The sequence below is a fragment of the Streptomyces canus genome, from assembly GCF_030815415.1.
GTDB lineage: Bacteria > Actinomycetota > Actinomycetes > Streptomycetales > Streptomycetaceae > Streptomyces > Streptomyces canus_F.
This window is the reverse complement of record NZ_JAUSWW010000001.1, coordinates 9,335,569-9,353,627: the sequence shown is the minus strand read 5'-3', so window position 1 is coordinate 9,353,627 and position 18,059 is coordinate 9,335,569. Positions and strand designations below refer to the sequence as shown.

General features: G+C 70.8%; 20 protein-coding genes and 1 pseudogene. 11 read left to right on the top strand and 10 right to left on the bottom strand.

The window, feature by feature from the left end; all coding sequences use genetic code 11:
- Position 1: 1 nt before the first annotated feature.
- Complete coding sequence (locus QF037_RS43430; protein WP_307035090.1) at positions 2–1,018, top strand: alpha/beta hydrolase; 1,017 nt, start codon at positions 2–4, stop codon at positions 1,016–1,018.
- Between the two features lie 122 nt (positions 1,019–1,140).
- The gene (locus tag QF037_RS43425) at positions 1,141–2,367 is read left to right on the top strand and encodes a PucR family transcriptional regulator (protein ID WP_307035088.1); all 1,227 of its coding nucleotides are present in this window, start codon (positions 1,141–1,143) and stop codon (positions 2,365–2,367) included.
- Positions 2,368–2,401: 34 nt separating this feature from the next.
- Here the strand turns inward: QF037_RS43425 and QF037_RS43420 are convergent, their stop codons facing one another.
- Entirely contained in the window at positions 2,402–2,968 is a 567-nt protein-coding gene (locus QF037_RS43420; RefSeq protein WP_307035086.1) for a dihydrofolate reductase family protein, read from the bottom strand.
- Between the two features lie 249 nt (positions 2,969–3,217).
- On the opposite strand from QF037_RS43420, the gene QF037_RS43415 reads away from it, so the two are divergent.
- On the top strand, positions 3,218–3,859 hold the full coding sequence (locus QF037_RS43415; protein WP_307035083.1) for a cutinase family protein: 642 nt from the start codon (positions 3,218–3,220) through the stop codon (positions 3,857–3,859).
- Positions 3,860–3,914: 55 nt separating this feature from the next.
- Here the strand turns inward: QF037_RS43415 and QF037_RS43410 are convergent, their stop codons facing one another.
- The 4 genes and pseudogenes from QF037_RS43410 to QF037_RS43400 all read right to left on the bottom strand — a co-directional run bounded on the left by QF037_RS43410 (position 3,915) and on the right by QF037_RS43400 (position 7,459).
- Positions 3,915–4,421, bottom strand: a complete 507-nt coding sequence (locus tag QF037_RS43410) for a hypothetical protein (protein WP_307035081.1) — start codon at positions 4,419–4,421, stop codon at positions 3,915–3,917.
- Positions 4,422–4,437: 16 nt separating this feature from the next.
- Positions 4,438–4,578, bottom strand: a pseudogene (locus QF037_RS51150) (S8 family serine peptidase); the annotation flags it as partial.
- A 44-nt stretch (positions 4,579–4,622) separates the two neighbouring features.
- Positions 4,623–6,362 carry a hypothetical protein gene (locus tag QF037_RS43405; RefSeq protein ID WP_307035079.1) on the bottom strand — a complete coding sequence of 580 codons (1,740 nt, stop codon included), beginning with the start codon at positions 6,360–6,362 and terminating at the stop codon, positions 4,623–4,625.
- Between the two features lie 122 nt (positions 6,363–6,484).
- Positions 6,485–7,459 carry a Clp protease N-terminal domain-containing protein gene (locus QF037_RS43400; RefSeq protein WP_307035077.1) on the bottom strand — a complete coding sequence of 325 codons (975 nt, stop codon included), beginning with the start codon at positions 7,457–7,459 and terminating at the stop codon, positions 6,485–6,487.
- Positions 7,460–7,527: 68 nt separating this feature from the next.
- Here QF037_RS43400 and QF037_RS43395 point away from each other — a divergent pair, with 68 nt between their 5' ends.
- On the top strand, positions 7,528–7,887 hold the full coding sequence (locus QF037_RS43395; protein WP_307035075.1) for an excisionase: 360 nt from the start codon (positions 7,528–7,530) through the stop codon (positions 7,885–7,887).
- 37 nt (positions 7,888–7,924) lie between these two features.
- On the opposite strand, the gene QF037_RS43390 is transcribed toward QF037_RS43395, so the two are convergent.
- Positions 7,925–8,578: an ATP-dependent endonuclease gene (locus QF037_RS43390; RefSeq protein ID WP_307035073.1), complete on the bottom strand. Its 654-nt coding sequence runs from the start codon at positions 8,576–8,578 to the stop codon at positions 7,925–7,927.
- A gap of 164 nt (positions 8,579–8,742) precedes the next feature.
- On the opposite strand from QF037_RS43390, the gene QF037_RS43385 reads away from it, so the two are divergent.
- Entirely contained in the window at positions 8,743–9,243 is a 501-nt protein-coding gene (locus QF037_RS43385; RefSeq protein WP_307035071.1) for a GNAT family N-acetyltransferase, read from the top strand.
- Positions 9,244–9,786: 543 nt separating this feature from the next.
- On the opposite strand, the gene QF037_RS43380 is transcribed toward QF037_RS43385, so the two are convergent.
- Positions 9,787–10,716, bottom strand: a complete 930-nt coding sequence (locus QF037_RS43380) for a LysR family transcriptional regulator (protein WP_307035069.1) — start codon at positions 10,714–10,716, stop codon at positions 9,787–9,789.
- 71 nt (positions 10,717–10,787) lie between these two features.
- On the opposite strand from QF037_RS43380, the gene QF037_RS43375 reads away from it, so the two are divergent.
- Genes QF037_RS43375 through QF037_RS43365 form a run of 3 tightly spaced genes read left to right on the top strand, consistent with a single transcriptional unit; the run spans position 10,788 to position 13,235 of the window.
- On the top strand, positions 10,788–11,642 hold the full coding sequence (locus QF037_RS43375) for an alpha/beta fold hydrolase (RefSeq protein ID WP_307035067.1): 855 nt from the start codon (positions 10,788–10,790) through the stop codon (positions 11,640–11,642).
- Positions 11,639–12,451: an LLM class flavin-dependent oxidoreductase gene (locus tag QF037_RS43370; protein ID WP_307035065.1), complete on the top strand. Its 813-nt coding sequence runs from the start codon at positions 11,639–11,641 to the stop codon at positions 12,449–12,451. The genes QF037_RS43375 and QF037_RS43370 overlap by 4 nt, the downstream gene beginning before the upstream one ends.
- A 10-nt stretch (positions 12,452–12,461) precedes the next feature.
- On the top strand, positions 12,462–13,235 hold the full coding sequence (locus tag QF037_RS43365; protein ID WP_307035063.1) for a class I SAM-dependent methyltransferase: 774 nt from the start codon (positions 12,462–12,464) through the stop codon (positions 13,233–13,235).
- Between the two features lie 78 nt (positions 13,236–13,313).
- Here QF037_RS43365 and QF037_RS43360 read toward each other — a convergent pair whose 3' ends face one another.
- Positions 13,314–13,601 carry an FG-GAP repeat protein gene (locus QF037_RS43360; RefSeq protein WP_307037672.1) on the bottom strand — a complete coding sequence of 96 codons (288 nt, stop codon included), beginning with the start codon at positions 13,599–13,601 and terminating at the stop codon, positions 13,314–13,316.
- Between QF037_RS43360 and QF037_RS43355 the strand changes: the two genes are divergently transcribed.
- The gene (locus tag QF037_RS43355; protein ID WP_307037671.1) at positions 13,515–14,129 is read left to right on the top strand and encodes an RICIN domain-containing protein; all 615 of its coding nucleotides are present in this window, start codon (positions 13,515–13,517) and stop codon (positions 14,127–14,129) included. The genes QF037_RS43360 and QF037_RS43355 overlap by 87 nt on opposite strands.
- Here the strand turns inward: QF037_RS43355 and QF037_RS43350 are convergent.
- Positions 14,122–14,631 carry a hypothetical protein gene (locus QF037_RS43350; protein WP_307035061.1) on the bottom strand — a complete coding sequence of 170 codons (510 nt, stop codon included), beginning with the start codon at positions 14,629–14,631 and terminating at the stop codon, positions 14,122–14,124. The genes QF037_RS43355 and QF037_RS43350 overlap by 8 nt on opposite strands.
- A gap of 86 nt (positions 14,632–14,717) precedes the next feature.
- Positions 14,718–15,656 carry an RNA polymerase sigma factor SigJ gene (sigJ, locus tag QF037_RS43345; protein ID WP_307035059.1) on the bottom strand — a complete coding sequence of 313 codons (939 nt, stop codon included), beginning with the start codon at positions 15,654–15,656 and terminating at the stop codon, positions 14,718–14,720.
- A 149-nt stretch (positions 15,657–15,805) separates the two neighbouring features.
- Here sigJ and QF037_RS43340 point away from each other — a divergent pair, with 149 nt between their 5' ends.
- Positions 15,806–16,906 carry an LUD domain-containing protein gene (locus tag QF037_RS43340; protein WP_307035056.1) on the top strand — a complete coding sequence of 367 codons (1,101 nt, stop codon included), beginning with the start codon at positions 15,806–15,808 and terminating at the stop codon, positions 16,904–16,906.
- 156 nt (positions 16,907–17,062) lie between these two features.
- Positions 17,063–17,980, top strand: a complete 918-nt coding sequence (locus QF037_RS43335) for an NADP-dependent oxidoreductase (RefSeq protein ID WP_307035053.1) — start codon at positions 17,063–17,065, stop codon at positions 17,978–17,980.
- The last annotated feature ends 79 nt before the right edge of the window (positions 17,981–18,059 follow it).

Below are 18,059 nucleotides of genomic sequence, written 5' to 3'. Positions count from 1 at the left end.
CATGCCCGACCGCACCACCGCATCGTCCCGGGGTACCGCCGCAGTACCCGCCGGCACCGCCGGAATGTCCCGACGCGCCGTCACCAGAGCGGCCGCCGCCACCGGCCTCGCCGCCCTCTTCGGCGCCACGGCGACCGGCACCGCCGGGGCGACCACCCGCCGGGCGGCCACCGCCACTCCCAGCGTCACCCGGCTCGGCCCCCGCACCCTCGATGTCTCCCTGCCCTCCGCCGCACTGGGCCGCAGCGCCCCGGTGCGGCTGGTGCTGCCCTCCTCCTTCGCCACACAGCCCGGCCGCACGTACCCCGTGCTGTACCTCCTCCACGGTGCCCACGACGACTACACGTCCTGGACCCGGGAGACGGACATCGTGGCGTTCACGGAGGGACGGGAGCTGATCGTGGCGATGCCGGACGCCGGGCCCACCGGCATCCCCACCGCCTGGCGCAGCGGCCCCGACTACGAGACCTTCCAGCTCACCGAGGTCCCCGCGCTGCTCGCCCGGGACTACCGGGCGTCCGCGGTCCGGGTCGTCGCCGGGGTCTCCACCGGCGGCTACGGGGCGATGGCCCACGCCGCGCGGCATCCGGGAACGTTCGCGGCGGCGGCCTCGTACAGCGGCATCCTCGACACCACGGCCCCCGGCGTGCCCAACCTGATGGACGCCATCGTGGCCCGCGAGAACCTGGCGCCACTGTCCCTGTGGGGCAACCCGATCCTGGACCTGCTCACCTGGCGGGACTTCAACCCGCGGGCGCGCGCGGCAGGGCTGCGCGGCACCGCGCTGTACGTGTCCAGCGGCAGCGGGGTGGTGGGCGGGAGCGGCGACTGGCTGCCGGAGGCGCTGGAGAGCGCGCTGTGGCCGTCAGCGCACGCCTTCACCGACACGCTCGCCCGGCTGCGCGTACCGGTGACGACTCACTACTACGCGGGAGGGGGGCACAGCTGGGCCTACTGGAAGCAGGAGTTCGCCGCGTCGTGGCCGATGCTCGCCGGTGCCCTGGGGGTGCCGGCGTGAGGCCGGTGCCGTCGGGGCACGGAACGGAGCGCAGGGGACGTACGTCCAACCCAGGACTTGTCCCTCGCCCCACGGGCACCAGCCCGCGGGTGAGCCGCTTCCGGGTGAAAGGAGGGTCCGCCGTGGCTGCCCCCACACCACCGCCCGGCGTACCGGACGGCCCGCACGCCGCCCCGGTGCCCCCCGAGTTGGCCAAGCTGCTGCGCGACCAGTTGGAGTCCGTCGCCGACGAGGTCGAGGAGGAGGTACGCAGACAGGTCCCCGAGTACGCCCGGCCGGGAACGTACGGAACGCACCTGAGATCCGGGGTCGTACAGGCACTGACCCTGTTCGTCGACCACATCGCGGATCCGCACGGCCAGGGCGCCGCCATCACCGCCACGTACTACGAACTCGGGCGCGGCGAGGCCATGGAAGGGCGTGGTCTGGACGCCTTGCAGTCCGCGTTACGGATCGGCGGTCTGCACGCCTGGCGGCTGATGGGCCGTACCGCGGAGGAACTCGGACTGGACTCCTCGGTGGTCTCCACGCTGGGCGAACTCGCTTTCCAGACGGTGCACGAGGTCGCCGAGGCGGCCGCCGCCGGATACGCGGAGGCGCGGCTGCGCAGCACGGACGAACTGGAGCGGCGTCGCCGGCGGCTGCTCGGTCTGCTGCTGGGCGAGGGGCCGGTGGCACCGGAGGCGGTGCAGGATCTGGCGCACGGTGCCCGGTGGTCGGTGCCGAGACAGGTCGCGGTGGTCGCGCTCGCGTCGGCCCCGGACCAGCGGGAGGCGGACCGGCCGTTGGCGGCCGCGGGGGCGCTGGTGGACATGGACTCCCGGCCGCCGCGGATGCTGGTGCCCGACCCGGACGGTTCCGGCCGTTTCGGCGGCCGGGCGTTCACGCTCGCGCTGCGCGGCCGGCCCGCCGCGATCGGACCGACGGTCCCGCTCGACGAGGCCGCCCGCTCGCTGCACTGGGCCACCCGGGCGCTCGGCCTGATGGGGCGCGGCATCCTGCCCCGGCAGGGCGTGGTGCGCTGCGCCGACCATCTGTCGACGCTGCTGCTGCACGCCGACGAACCGATGCTCGCCCAGCTCCAGTCGCGGGTGCTGGGCCCGCTGGACGCGGTCGCGGAGGGGCCGCGCGGACGGCTCGCCGAGACGCTCCTGGCGTGGCTGCTGAGCGGCAGCAACGTGCCCGACGTCGCCGCCCGCCTCCACGTCCACCCGCAGACGGTGCGTTACCGCCTGCGCCAGTTGGAGAAGCTCTTCGGCGACGCCCTGCACGACCCGGGCGCCCGCCTGGACCTGATCCTCGCCCTGCGCGCGGAGGCATTGCGGGACGACGGCACCTTCACCCCATAGGGAAGCCGACGGCGCCTTCTCGGCGACGAGTCGGCTAACGCGTCACGCGATGGCGGAGGTAGACGAATTTCGAGTTGAAGGTGCGGGTCTCGACGAGTTCGAGATCCACCCGGCGCTCGTCCCGGGGAAAGAACGGGATGCCTCCGCCGACCAGCACCGGGTAGACCACGGCCCGGTACTCGTCGATCAGACCCGCCGCGGCCGCTTCGGCGGCGAGCGTCGCCCCGCCGATGGCGATGTCGCCCTCCCCCGGCTCGGCGCGCAACCGCTCGATCTCCTCCGCGACGCCGCCGGAGGCCAGTCGGGCATGGCCCCGCACCGCCGACAGCGTGGTGGAGAACACCACCTTGGGCAGCGGATTCCAGAGCGCGACCCACTCGAGCTCGGCCTCGTCGAGCGGCCCGTCCTGGCCGGCGGTCTCCCAGTACAGCATCGTCTCGTACAGCCGCCGCCCCATCAGGTGAACGCCGACCTCCCGGATCTCGTCGATCCAGAAGCGGAAGACGTCCGGGTCGGGCACCGACCAGTCGAAGCCGCCGTCGGGCCCGACGATGTAGCCGTCGAGTGAGACGTTCATCGAATAGGTCACGCTGCGCGTCACATGTCCTCCTCGGAAGCAGGGTTTCACCGTACGACTGCCGGAGGCCGCCAAACTCATCGCCACTCGCGGGATTGCCCGGGTCGAGTCACCCCGCCAGATCACGTCAGTGAGAAATACCCTTACTCACCTCGGCACAAAAAGACGAGGAATTCCTTAATTCCCGTCCATCACACCCGGTCCGTCGACGCGAATACGTTCGGGACGTCCTTTCCACAGGCGCTGCACGCGCCCCACCCTCAAAGGATCCCCATGCGTATCCGCTTGTGTTTCGCCGCGCTCTCGCTGATCGCCGGAGCGGGACTGGCCACCGTCTCGGCCCCCACGGCAACAGCCGCAGCCTGCACGGACATCGACGTCGTCGCGGCGCGCGGCACGTTCGAGCCCGGCACACTCGGCTTCATCGTCGGCGACCCGGTGTATTCCGCCCTGCAGAAGAAAATCACCGGCAAATCACTGTCCAGCTACAAGGTGAACTATCCCGCCGACCTTTCCCTCACCTCGGCCGCACAGGGCAACACGGACCTGGTGAACCATGTCAGGAGCCAGGCCGCTTCCTGTCCGAACCAGCGTTTTATTCTCGTCGGCTATTCGCAGGGCGCGAACGTCGTCGACAACTCCATCGGCATCAGCAGCGCCGGCGCGGTCGTCGGCAGCCCGATCGTGGCGACGATTCCCACCGCGCTCGAACCCAAGGTCGCCGCGGTGCTGCTGTTCGGCAACCCGATCCGCGCCATCGGCAAGAGCGTCACCGGCACGTACCAGAACCGCACCATCGACTTCTGCGCGGCCGGCGACCCGGTCTGCGAGAACGGCGGGGGCGACGTGGGCGCCCACCTCGGCTACACCGCGAACGCAGACGCGGCGGCCGCCTTCGCCGCGACCAAGGTCTGACCTCCGCACGGCGTGCCCGGGAGACAGCTCCCGGACACGCCGTGGCGCTCTTGCCCTACCGGACGGCGAGGTAGGCCCGCTCGACGGTCCGGACCAGGGTGTTGCCGTCACGGTCGTTCAGCTCGGCCCGCAGCGAGACGGAGCGAGCCCGGAACGCAGGTCCACCGGCGCAGCAGCGAGGACAGCGCCGTCCACTGTTCCGCGGAGTGTCCCCACCGTGAAGTTGATTTTGGCGAGGTCCTTGCGCGGGACGTCGGTGGTGAACGCGCCGAGCGCAGAAGTACGAGTCGGCGGCCGGCTCGGCTTCACCGTTGAGGATCCCGGTGAGCGCGTAACTGCCCTTGGGCAGGCGCACGGTGACCTCTCCGTCCGAGTCGCCGACGTCCGCGGTGTGGTCACGGCCCCGCCCGTTGATCCTCGTCCAGCCGTTGCCGGCCGGCTTTCTCTCGCCGCCGACGCGGGTATCGCCGGTCACCGTGGTGCCCGCCGTACCGCCCGCCGGAACGGTGACCTGGCGCGAGGGGATCTCGAACATGCCCCCGGGGGCGGGCTTGCCGTCCAAGCGAGCGCTTCGACCGGCTGGTCGTCGGTGGGTGCTGCTGCGTCAGGAGGGCGGCGGCGACCGCGACATTCGGGGTGGCCATCGAGGTACCGCTCAGCTCGGCGAAACCGGTCCACGGCCCCAGGCCGCCGATGCCGGAACGGCAACGGCGGCCTGGGGCAACGGCCTCGCATGATCCACCCCTTGACCGCGACCGACCGACTAGGTTCCCTGGCCGGGGTCCCGCGCGAACTCCGTCAGGTTCGTGGAGACGGGTTCGGGACGGCCGTTGTTCTGGGTGGGCGCGGCGGTCAGTACGTCGAGGTGCTGGTAGCCGTCGGCGACCACAGGGTCCAGGTCCGCCGGGACGCGGCCCGCCAGCAGTCCGTCGCCCGCGAGCACCGTGAGCGTCGGATTGGCGGTGAGCCCGTCCGCATGCACCACGAGCCGCTTGATCTGCGGGGAGGTGGACATCTGGATGTCGGTGACCAGCTTGGTCGGGAAGTACTGCTCGGTGAAGTCCAATGGCTGCTCGGCCATGCTGCGGGCCAGTTCCTGGATGTCGGTGACCTCCTTGCCCGCGTCGGTGAAGGGTGTCCCGTCGGCCGACCGGTACCCGGGGTCGTCGGGGTCGCCGACGCGGTCGTAGTTCCGCCAGGTGTAGAGCGGCCCGCCCGGCTGACCGGGGATGGCCTTGTACTCGCTGCCGAACAGCGCCGGTTGCTCCTCGCTTCCGTTGGCGACGGGGAAGTTCTTGTCGACGACGGGCCCGCCGTCGAAGAAGCCCACGCTGCTCTGCAGGAACGCCAGCGGTACGGAGTGATCGTCCATCAGCGCGCCGAGGATCGCCTCGTTGGTGAGCCGGAAGTCCTTCACCGCGGGGGATCCGCTGAGGAAGGTGGCGGTGTCCTCGGAGAACAGGAAGCGGTTGGTGACCTCGATGTTGGTGTTGTCGGGCAGGTAGCGCGGCAGGTCGGTCTCGCCGTCCGGGTCCTGCAACGCGCCCAGCCCGGTGATGGCCAGCAGGGTCATCGTCTCCGGGTTGAGCAGCACCGGCGCGGACAGGGTGCGGGACAGCACTCCGCTGTCGAGCCCGGCCTGGACCACGCCGTAACCGAGGCCCACGTCCGGCAGGTTGGTGTCGTCCGGGATGCTGCCGCTCAGATCGGCGAGCGAGGTGGAGACGGTGGTGTCGAGCGCGAAGTAGCCGGCGCACTGGTTGTGTCCGGCGTCCGCCGTGGTGGCCCGGTCGCCGTCGAAGTCGGCCGTTGCGAAGTACCCGGTGATCACACCGCCCAGCGAGTGTCCGCCGCACAACACCTTCTGCTTGCGCAGCTGTTGGTCGGGCAGCTCGGCGGTGAGCAGGTCGTACTGGTCGCGGACGGTCCGCTCGATACCGAGTTTCGCCATCCACCCCAGGTCGCCGTTGCCGATGTAACCGTCGAAGGTGCGGCCGTCGACCTGCTTGTCCCGGTAGTAGTAGTCGACGGCCGTGTGCTGGTCGCCGGAGGCCACTCCGGTGCGGTCCTCCAGACAGTTGGAGCGACGGTCCAGCGCCCAGAACTCGATGTGCTGCCCCTGTGCGGCGGCGCGGGACACGGTGTTGCGGGCGACGCTGTCGAAGGCTCCGGCGCCTTCCAGGATTCCCGGCTGGGCGACGAGGATCCGGTCGGCGTCGGCCGAGTCCGCCGGTCCGCCGGCGGCCCGGTAGCGCAGATACGACAGCCAGTCGCACGCCGCCGGCCGCGCCCCGAACGACGCCGGCAGCGGCGCCCTCACCCGCACCAACGTCTCGGTCACACCGCCGACCGGGTTCGTCGACACCACGGGCGTCTCGGTCCGCGCCTCCTCGCCCCGGGCATCCGGGGCGGCCCCGGTGAACGCCCCGACGGTCAGCAGCACCGCCAGCGCGACACTCCGCGGTGCCCCAAGGGTCATTCCTCTGCTGCGACTCGTGTTCATGCTGGGACGGTAGGACCGCGAAACCGGTCCCACCGGCCCTTGCTCACAACATCGCAGCACCGGCCGACGCCTTTGTCACGAGGCACCAACTCCCCGTGCCGCAGTGATGGCCATCAGTCGGTTCACCGGCGGAGCCGGGGCGCGAGCACCGTGCGCACCGCCTTGGCCACGTTGCTCGCGGCGGATCCGTCGCCGCCGTCGGATTCCGGCTCGAGCACGCGTTGGATCTCCAGCAGCAGTTGGTTGGTCGACCGCCAGAGCGGGACGAACATGCCTGCGACGGGTCCCACGCCCTGGACCGGGCCGCCGGACAGTTCGGTGACCTTCTCGGCGAGCGTGACTGTTGCCGGGTCCCGCAGGATCAGGTGCACCTCACCGTCGGACAGCCGCACTTCCATCCGGCGCGCGGCGGCCTCCTCGGGGTTCGCGTCCGTGGTCGTCTCCGGATCGAGTTCGTCGATCTTCGCGGCGACCGTGGCCGGGTCGACTCCGAGTTCGCGCAGCACCCTGGCCGCCATGCTGTTCTCCGCCCGCAGCATCGCCTCGAGCAGGTGATGACTGCCGACCGGTGCGCCACCGGCCAGTGCGCTGGCGACGGACACGGTGTCCTCGGTGGCCGGTGTGCCGGTCGGCCACGGGCTGGGCGCGACGTCCTGCGATCCCTCCAGTGACGCCAGCACCGCGGTACGGACCTTGCTGATCGGATTGATCCGCTGCGCGAGCACCTTCGCGCCGGCGCCCCCACCTTCCGCGGCGACCAGGGCGAGCAGGATGTGTTCGGTGCCGATGTAGGTGTGGCGCAGCTGATGCGCCTCGCGCAGCGCGAGGTCCAGGGTCTTCTTCGCGCTCGGCGCGAACGGGATGTGGCCGCTCAGTTCCTCTGTACCGGGCTCGGCCGCCGCGGCGATGTCGGCCCGCGCGGTCTCCTTGTCGTACCCGAGCTGGTCCAGGACTTTCGCGGCCGTGCTGTCCGGCACGTCGAGCAGCCCCAACAGGATGTGCTCCGTGCCGATGTGGCCGTGCTTGAGCAGCCTCGCCTCCTCCTGAGCCGTGACGACGACCTTGCGGGCTTTCACTGAGAACCGTTCGAAAGTCATGCTTACAGGGTCTCAACCCTGTCAATACACTGCTATTGATAGGGTCACCGTGGCGAAGGGAGGGTGTCATGGAGACGCCGTCGAACTGGGAGGACCGGCTCGCGAGCTGGCAGAACGAGCTGGAGCTCTTCGAGCGACTGGACGAGACGCCCTGGGTCACGCTGGCCAAGGCGGAGAGCGAGACCGGGGTCTCCCGCTCGGCCCTGCGGTCCTGGTACCGCAACGGCGAGATCCAGTCGCGGCTGGTGGACGGCCCCAACGGGCCGCAGCGCCTGGTCCGGTTGGACGCGGTGATCGAGCGCGCCGCCGCGTCACCGCGCATCCAGCGCAGGGCGGAACGGGAAGTCAGCCTGGAAGCCCAGGTCACCCTGCTTCGGCACCGGGTCGACCACCTTGAGCTGCGGCTGGCCGCGCTGGAGCGGAAGTGACCGGCGCGAGCGCCATCACCGGACGGGGCCGGCCGGATCAGACGTGCGAGAGAAGGCGGTCCAGCGGCCGGGGGACCCGTTCGAGGTCCAGGTGCGCGACAAGTGCCTGCGCGTAGAGGGCCTTGCGGCCGCTGTGCGTGCCCATGAAACGCCGTAGCTGATGCTCCACGGGCCGTTCCCGCTGCGCCGGCTGCCCCTGGAAGGTGTGGAAGGGGCGCATCTCGCCCTGGGCCTCGATGACTTGACGCACACCCTCGGCCCCGAGCGCACGGATCAACTCGTCCTCCAGGTCGGCGACGCACACGTGGAACCCGAGTGCCTCCAGTCCGGCCCGCGAGAGACCGGAGCCGAGCCCGACACGTCCCAGATGGCGCCGGAAGTGCCGTTCCTCGCCGATGTCGCAGAGACCGGCCAGCGGCAGCCCGAGCCCCGTGGGCCCGCACACGTCAAGGAAGCGCCCGATGTTGGTCGCACCTCCCAGCGGTACGACCGCGACGCCCTCCGCGTCCAGATCGCGGCCGTGGCGCGCGGCCAGCGCTGCCAGCGCGACCTGATCGCTGTTCCCCTCGACGAGCACGATCGTCCGCACACCGCCGGCCAGTTCCCTGGCCACTACGGCGGCCTCATCCGCCCCCGCCCCACCGGCCGCCCACGCGACCGCGGCCCGACGGAATCGCCCCAACTCGTCCACGAGACCTCGCTTCCCGCCGCCATCGTGACACGGACGAGATCCGGCCCGCACACGGCTTTCCGACGTATTCACGGAAGCAGAGCCTGGGCAACTGGTGATGGCCGCGGTGGAGCGCATCGTGGCGGCAGAGCAGATGGCTCCGACCCTCGTGTGATGCTGACACCATGACCGATCAAGGCGAGATTGCCGTCGTCCGCCACCGGGACCGGGCCGCTTCCGTCGAGGACGGCCTGGCCGCGTTGCTGGCCTCCTACCACCTGCGGACGGAGGCCGAGAAGGGCGAGCCCGTTGCCGATGTGGACGGGCTGCCGGAACGCTACCGGGCGGAGATCTCCCACCCGGGGACCGCGTTCGGCAACGATGACGTGCTGATCGCCCTCAGCGGGGACACCCCTGTGGGCTGTCTGGTGGTGACCGCCCCCGCCGAGGGGCGGTCGGAGGTCAAGAGACTGTGGACGGACCCGGCATTCCGGGGCCGGGGCATCGCGTCCGGCCTGCTCGACGCCGCGCTCGCGCACGCCGCCGAGAGCGGCGTGGACACCCTGCGACTGTCGGTGTGGAAATGGCGGACCGGGGCCATCGCCCTGTACGAGCGGTTCGGCTTCACCTTCACCGAGTCATGGGACGAGCGGGATCAGCTGGTGTGCATGCAGCGCGCCGTGTGACATGCCGGTGCACTCACCAGTCGCCGATCTCGTACCGCCTTCAACCCGCCCGCTACACAGCCTCGCCGCGAGTGGAACTGCCCCCCCCCTCGGCGACTTATCGAACTTGCCGCCGAACTCGGCATACCGGCCGCCGACCTTCTCGTTGTCGCGGGCCACCCGGTACCGTCGGAACTCCTTCCGGCTCGCCGCGCTGGAGGCTCGCGTCACCGCCCCGGGACCGTTCGTACAGCCGACGTGGCTGGGCCGCCGTCCCGCCGGGACCAGGTTGGCCACCGTGCTCGGTGCGCTGATCCGCAATCGCGGCTTCGGCATCCGCGAACTGCCGTTCATGGGACTGGCCCTCAGCACCCTGTACGGAATGGTGTGGCGCTACGACCCGAGTCCGCACCGTCGACAGCAACTGTCCGCCGTAGCCGGTCCGTTGGGCTGGACCCTGTCCGATCTCTTCGCGGTCGGGAGGACCACGGCGCGTGGCAGCCCGTCTCGCAGGGCTTCGCCGAGGAGTGCCCCAACTTCCCCTGAACTCACGGGAAAACCGCATCAGGTACTGGTCGGCGGCGGCGCGAGTTCCACCGCGACCTCGACCGCGATCTCGACGGCTCGGGCGGCAAGCGGTGAGTGGGTACGTCCGGCCCGCCAGTGCAGGTGGATCTCCCGCGGCGGCAGCGACGGCTCCAGCTCATGGACGCGGAGTCTGTCGTCGGATGACACGTCGGCACCGCGGATGGCGAGCCAGGGCAGCACCGCCGATCCCAGGCCGGCTCGCACCATCGACAACAGGGTGTCGTTGACCGCGGTGCGGAAGACTACGCGCGGACGGGCGCCGCTTCGGGCGACCGCCTGCTCCATCTCGGGCTGGTCGCACGTCAGCGGCCAGGCCACCATCGGCTCCCCGTCGAGCCGCTCCAGCGGGACCGGCCCCTCGGGGAAGGTGCCGACGCCTGCCACCAGCAGGTACGGGTCGTCGAGCAGCTTGAGTCGCTCGACGTCGCCGTCGATGCGGCCGTCGTAGAACAGCAGATCGAGGTCGCCGATCTGCGGCTGCTCCGGCTCCTCCTCGGACAACCTGATGTCGCAGCCGGGGTAGTCGTCGCGCAGCCGTCGTACGACCGACGGCAGGATCACATTGGACACGCTCTGGAACGTGCCGATGTCGATCCGGCCCCCTCCCGCCTTGAACCGGTCCACGGCATCGGACAACGCGTCCGCCTTCGCCAGCAGTTCGCGGCCCTGGTCCAGGACCACGGAACCCAACGGAGTCAGCCGCACCGGCTTGGGACCGCCCGGCCGGTCGAACACCGGACCGCCCACGGCCTTCTCCAACGCGGCCACCTGCTGGCTCACCGTCGACTGGGTGTACCCGAGGCGGGCGGCCGCCCTCCCGAACGAGCCCTCTTCGACGATGGCGGCCATCGCCGCCAGATGGCGCAGTTCGACGTTCATCACGCGTTCCACCGTAAGGAAAGCCATCGCTTTACGCGATTGAGTCGATCGAAAACCATCGCTTTTCACAATGCTTTCTGAGACCTAGCGTTTTGGACATGACCTCGCATCGATCTCACGGCGAACGACTCCTCGACATCAACGGCGCCGAGTTGTGTGTCGAGACGTTCGGCGACCGCGCGGACCCCGCGATCGTGCTGGTCGCCGGATCGGCCGCCTCGATGCTGTGGTGGGACGCCGAGCTGTGCGAACGGATCGCCGTCCGAGGCCGGTTCGTGGTCCGGTACGACCATCGGGACACCGGACGCTCGACCTGCTACCCGCCGGGAAAGCCGCCGTACTCGTTCACCGACCTGACCCGGGACGTGCTCGGCATCCAGGACGCTCTGGGCATCGAGCGCGCCCATGTGGTCTGCCAGTCGATGTTCGGCGGGACCGGACTCATCCTCGGGGTGGACCATCCCGACCGGGTCGCGTCACTGACGTTCGTCTCGAGCTCCACGGGCGCCGACGACCTGCCGCCGCCGTCGAGCGATCTGGCCATGCCGGCCGAGCCGGACATCTCCGACGCGGCCGCGGTCGTCGCGTACGTGGTCGCCGGTGCGAAGACGTACGCCGGTGGCTCACCGCACTTCACCGAGGCCGCGACCCGGGCCCTGGCCGCGCAGGACGTGGCGCGCGCCAGGAACTATGCCTCGACCCTGGTCAACCACTTCGTCATCGAGCTCGACGGGCCGGTGCGAGGAGGCTTCGGCGACATCGCGGCGCCGACGCTCGTGGTGCACGGCGACCACGACCCCCTGCTGCCGCTGCCGCACGGCAAGGCGCTGCGTGACGCGATTCCCGGCGCGGAGCTGCTGGTCCTGGAGGGGGCCGGACATGACCTGCCGAAGGCCGTGTGGGGTGACTTCGTGTCGGCCCTGGTGCGGCACACCCGGGGAGACCGGCCATGAAGCGGCTGCGCTCGGCACTCTGGCTGCCGCTCTTCGAGGACCTCGCCGACCCGCGGGTGGTCGCACGCCTTGCCGCCGAAGCGGAGGAAGCCGGGTGGGACGGCTGCTTCGTGTGGGATCAGCTGTGCTGGCGGGCGCCGGTCCGACAGGTCGCCGACCCCTGGATCGCGCTGGCGGCGATCGCGACCGCCACCGAACGGCTGCGGCTCGGCCCGATGGTGTCACCGCTCGCCCGCCGCCGGCCGACCAAGGTCGCCCGGGAGACCGCGACGCTGGACCGGCTCAGCGACGGCCGCCTCACCCTCGGCGTCGGCCTGGGCAGCGACCGGTTCGCAGGCGAACTGTCCAGGACCGGGGAGCAACTCGACGACCGGCTGCGCGGCAGGATGCTCGACGAGTCCCTGGCTGTCCTTGCCGCCGCCTGGTCCGGCGAGCCGGTGCAGCACCGCGGCGAGCACTACACGGTCGAGGACATCGCGTTCCTTCCGCGCCCGGTCCAGCGGCCCGGCGTACCGGTATGGGCCGCAGGGTTCCCGGGCAACCTCAAACCGGTCCGCCGGGCCGCCCGGCTCGACGGGTTCTTCCCGGCCAACCTCGAGCACCCGGACCAGCTCGCCGAGGCCGTCGCCACCCTCACCGCGCTACGCCATGGTGAGATGGCCTCGTACGACATCGCCGTCAGTCTCCCGCTCGGTGTCGACCCCGAGCCGTACGCGAAGGCCGGCGCGACGTGGTGGCTGCCGGAGTTCGACCCGGGTGTACGGCTCGACGCCGTGCGGGGCGTGCTCCGCGACGGCCCCGCGTCATGAGGAGGCAGTCGTGTTGTTCGACTACGACTCGGAGCTGGCCCGCTATCACGAGCGGCTGCGGCAGGCCCTCGACATCCGCCCCGGTGATCGTGTCCTCGACATCGGCTGCGGCACCGGCCAGACCACCAGGGACGCGGCCGGAGCCGCCTCGCCGGGCGCTGTGCTGGGCATCGACGTCTCGGGCCCGATGCTGGCCCGGGCCCGTCGACTGGCCGAGCGGGAAGGGCTCCGCAATACCGGTTTCGTGCAGGCCGACGCCCAGACCCATGCGTTCCCGCCGGAGGAGTTCAGTCTGGCCCTGAGCCGGTTCGGCACGATGTTCTTCTCCGATCCGGCTCTCGCGTTCGCCAACATCGGGAAGGCGCTGCGTCCGGGTGCGCGCTTGGTGCAGTTGGTCTGGCAGGCCGCCGACCTTCAGGAGTGGCAGGCCGCGATCCGGGCAGCGCTCTCTCCCGGTCCTGCGCCCTCGATGCCGGTCCCAAGGGCCGACGACGCGTTCGCACTGGCCGATCCGCACGTCGTGGCCGACACCCTGACCACGGCCGGCTTCACGGCGGTCGACGTCGTCGACGTACGCGAGCCCGTGTACTACGGCCCCGACCCCGAGCGCGCGCTGGCCGGCGTACTCCAGCTCCGGATGGCGAAGGAATGGCTCACCGATCTGGATGCCCCGTCCACCGAGCGCGCACTCGACCGGCTTCGCACGACTCTCGACGCGCACGACACCGGCGACGGCGTCTGGTTCGACTCCCGCGCCTGGCTGGTCACCGCACGCCGACGCTGACGACCGTGCCGCTCTCCACATGTGGTGCGTCGCCTGCTTCCTCGGCATGCGGCGCGGCCCGCGTACGTCGGCGAACCCCTACTCGTCGATCACCGAACCGAAGTGGGCGCCGTGAGCGTTGCCGCCGAGAGCGGCAGCTCCGTAGGACCTGGAACCGTCGGCGAGCAGCCCGTTCCCGCTTGCGGGCAGGATCCACACCGCGCCGTCGCCGGCGTTCTCCTCGGGCGCGGCAGCCACGAGCTCGGCCCTGCCGTCGCCGTCCGTGTCCACCAGCCGCACCTGGGCGCCCCATCCGTCGCCCGCCTCGGCGGTGGCATTGCACGGAGTCTTGACGGACGGTCGGCGAATACGGGCGACCGACGGCATGATCCCCAGCGGGGCGCCATTCGTCACCTGGCTGCCCACCGACGGCACGGCACGGCCGCCACCCAGCAGAACGCCGACAACGCCACCGACCAGCAGTGGCGCTTCGTCCAGCAGACCTCCGGCTACTTCAAGATCTTCAACGTCGCCGGCGGCAAGGTCCTCGGCGTGCAGAACCAGTCCACCGCCGACGGCGCCAAGATCCTCCAGTGGGACGACAACGGCACTCTCGACCACGAATGGGCCGTCGCCCCGCACCCTCCCGGCGGCTACACCCTCACCAACCGCATCACCGGCAAGAACCTCGATATCCCGGGCGCCTCCACCGCCACCGGCACGGCCGCCCAGCAGTACCAGAACTCCGCCTGCCTCTGCCAGCTGTTCGCCTTCCAGTCCGCCGGCGGCGGAGCCTGGACCCCCTCGCAGAAGTGGACGCTCGCCGACCCGGGCAACGGCTACTACAAGCTCCGCAATGTGAACAGCAGCCTCGCCGTCGACGACCAGCTCTGGAAGATCGTCCGCGTCAACTGACCTGACGAGGACCCTGTGTACGGGGGCGCAGAGTCGCGCGATAGTTCTCCCCGCCGTAGAGGGACTCGTAGCGGATCTCCAGGTGCAGGCGTCGGGTTATCAGCCCCAGGAACTCGGCGTGAGCCTGTGGATCATAGGGGTCCACGCTCAGCAGGAACTCCTCATAGTCGGTGGCGATGCTCTGCGTCTCGAGGAACGTCACCGCGTAGGGCCATACGGCGAGGCCGTCGCGGGCTCTGTCCGCGCCGGCCTTGTTCCACGCGCCCACGACCTCGCCGTCGACCGTCAGGGTGCTGCTGACGATGACGGCTGGGCCGAGCCCGGAGTTGATGAGCCTGATCCCCGCCTTGTGTCCCTCGGACATCGTCCGTTGCAACTGGAGTATGGGGCGCACCGAGTAGCGGTTGTGCTGCCGCGTCGCGCGTACCTCGTACACCGAGACGGCGAGCGACGCCACGGCGATCACCACGGCACACGCCGCGACGACTATCTCCGAGTCCATTGCGGACTGCCCCCTTCCACCGGGCTCTGAGTCGAGCGGACCGGTTCCCCGACTGTCCAAGTCTGTCCTGCACCTTGCCGTTGCCCTCAGTCGATCCGCCAGGGGCGGAGCTTCTCGGGGTTTCGGACCGCCCAGATTTGCCTGATCCGGTCGCCCACGATCTCGAACGCGAACACGGTCGAGAGGTTGCCGTCCTGCCGTGTCACCAAGCCGGGCAGGCCGTTGACCGTGCACTCCAGGAACGTGGTGCGGTCGCCCGACACACGGGCGATCTCGGCGTAGGCGCGTGCGATCCGCTCACCGCCCACGATCGGGTGCAGGTGGGTGACGGCCAGCCCGCCGCCGTCGGCGGTCGCGACGGCGTCAGGGTCGAGCAGGCCGATCAGGGCGTCGATGTCCTTGGCCTCCCACGCCGTTCTGAACTGCCTGACGATGCCGGCCTGTCCGGCACCCGGGCCCGCCGGGCTCTGCGCGCCGGGGATGCGTCGGCGGGCGGACGAGGCCAGTTGGCGGCACGCCGCCGGAGAGCGGCCGACGATCTCGGCGACCTCGCCGAAGGGGTAGCGAAAGACGTCGTGCAGGACGAACGCGACGCGCTCGGCCGGGGTCATCGCGTCGAGGACGACCAGGAAGGCCATCGTCACCGACTCGTCGAGGGTGACCCGGTCGGCCGGGTCGACCCCGCCGGCGCCGGAGCGCCCGGTGATCCACTCCGTGGGCTCGGGCAGCGGTTCCGGGATCCAGTCGCCCACGTACGTCTCCCGCCTGGCCCGCGCCGAGCCGAGCATGTTCAGACAGATACGGCTCGCGACCGTCACCAGCCACGCGCCGGGCGACTCCACGGCCTGCTGTTCCCGTGCCGACATGGCATACCAGCGGGTGTAGGTCTCCTGCACGACGTCCTCGGCGTCGGCAAGGGACCCCAGGAGCCGATAGCCGAGGTTGATCAGCCGACGCCGCTCACTCATGATCGCGCTGAGGCCCGGATCGCTCTGGTCTTCGCCGGGCTCGGTTCTCGTGGTCATGGTCTGGCCGTCTCCCTCGCTCGCCTTGGTGCCTCTACCCGTTACGACAGGACAGCCCTCCGGAATGTGAGGCCGACGCGCCACCTCACATTCCGGGGGGCTGCGTTGTCGTAACGGTGAGGACGACAACACCACGGAGAGGTCACCCCATGAACGACTTCCAGGCCATCGCGGACCGCGTCGAGATCGAGGCGCTGCGCGGCGAGTTCACCGACGCGGTGATGATGCGCGACCGGCCCCGCCTGGCGGCGCTGTTCACACCGGACGGCGCCCTGCGCATGCCCAACATCCCCGTCGAGCAGATCGGCCGCGAGGAGATCCTCGCCGGGGGCGAACAACTGCAGAGCCAGTGGGACTTCTTCGTACAGAACACCCACCCCGGCACGATCCTGCTCGACGGTGACACCGCGACCGGCCGCGCCTACATCCAGGAGCTCGCACGCACCCTCGACGGACGCCAGGGGCTGAACTACGCCGTCTACCACGACCGTTACCAGCGCACGGAGGAAGGCTGGAAGTTCGCCGAGCGGGTGTACGAGGTCAGGTACCTCGACACCTCCCCGCTGGCGGGCACGGCACCCCAGGCTGCGCAGGGCTCCAGGACCGATCCGGCACACGCCGCGGCCGCCCCGGCTCCGGCCGCGTCCTTCACCGACCCGGCGACGGCCGAACAACTGGAGGGGGTGGCCGCCGCGCTGCGTGCGGGCGGCTTCGCCGCCGAGATCCTCGACGACGCCGCAGAAGCGCGCGCCCGCATCAAGGACCTGATCCCCGAGGGCGCGAGCGTGCTGACCGGCGCCAGCGAGACCCTGCGGCTCTCCGGCATCGACGACGACATCAATACCGGCGACCGGTACGACGCCGTCAGGCCGCGCGTCCTGGCCATCGACCGGGCCACCGGCGCCGACGAGATCCGCACGCTGGTCGCCGGCCCCGACTTCGTCGTCAACAGCGTCGCTGCCGTCACCGAGACCGGCTCCCTCGTTCTCGCCTCGGGCAGCGGCAGCCAGCTCCCCGCCAACGCGGGCGGCGCGGCCCACGCGGTCTGGATCGTCGGCGCGCAGAAGGTGGTGCCCGACCTGGGCACGGCCCTGCGCCGCGTCGAGGAGCACGCCCTCCCGCTCGAGAACGCCCGCGCCCAGAAGGTGTACGGGGTGCCCAGCGCGGTCAACCGCCTGCTCATCCTCAACGCGGAACCCCACCCGGGGCGCGGCACGGTACTGCTTCTGCGAGAGGCCATCGGATACTGACCCGGTCCAGGGTCCGTTCGGCTCGGGCTGAGACCGGCCGTGCCGGGAAGACAACGCCGTCGCTGAACCGTTGAGTGCGACGGCGCGGTCCCTGTGTGGCGTTCGGCGGGCGGCCGTCCCGGGCTTGTCCGAGCGAGCGAGAGCGGTGATCACGCGATGAAAGCGGTGCGGTTCCACGAGTACGGCGGGATCGATGTGCTGCGGGTGGAGGACGTGGAGCGGCCGGCGCCAGGCCCCGGACAGGTGCTGGTCGAGGTCCGCGCGGCCGGGATCCAGCCCGGCGAGGTGATGATCCGCGAAGGCGCGCGGCACGGACGCTGGCCGGCCGCGTTCCCCTCCGGGCAGGGCAGCGATCTGGCCGGTGTCGTGGTGGAGGTCGGGGCGCAGGTACGCGGCTTCGCGGTGGGCGACGAGGTGCTGGGCTTCACCCATGGCAGGGCGAGCCATGCGGAGTTCGTCGTGGTCGACGACGTGGACGTGGTCTCGCGGCCACAGGGACTGTCCTGGGACGTGGCCGGGTCGTTGTACGTGGCCGGCACGACCGCGTACGCCTGCGTGTTCGCGGTGGATCCCGGGCCGACGGACACGGTCGTGGTGTCCGGTGCGGCGGGCGGCGTCGGATCTCTTGCCGTGCAGCTCGCGCGGCACCGCGGCGCCACCGTGATCGGGCTGGCGAGCGAGCGGAACCATGCCTGGCTGAAGGAGCGCGGTGTCGTCCCGGTCGCGTACGGGGAGGGCGTGGCCGAACGGATCCGGGAGGCCTGCGGCGGAGACGTCGACGCGTTCATCGACACGTTCGGCGACGGGTATGTGGAGCTGGCGGTGGAGCTGGGGGTGCGGCCCGAGCGGATCAACACCATCCGCGACTGGCAGGCCGCGGCCAGGATCGGGGCGCGGACCTACGGCGAAGGAGCGGCGGCGTGCGCCGTCGTGCTGGGCGAGCTGGCCCGGCTTGCCGCGCGGGGGGAACTGGAGGTGCCGATCGCCCGCGGCTACCCGCTGGAAGAGGTGCGGGACGCGTTCCGCGAGCTGGAACAAGGGCACACCCACGGCAAGATCGTGCTCCGCCCGTAGCGGGAAGGGCGCCTGTGTCGCCGCGGCGTACACAACACCGCGGCGACACGGAAGCAGGCCGGTCCTCGGACCCGGGGAC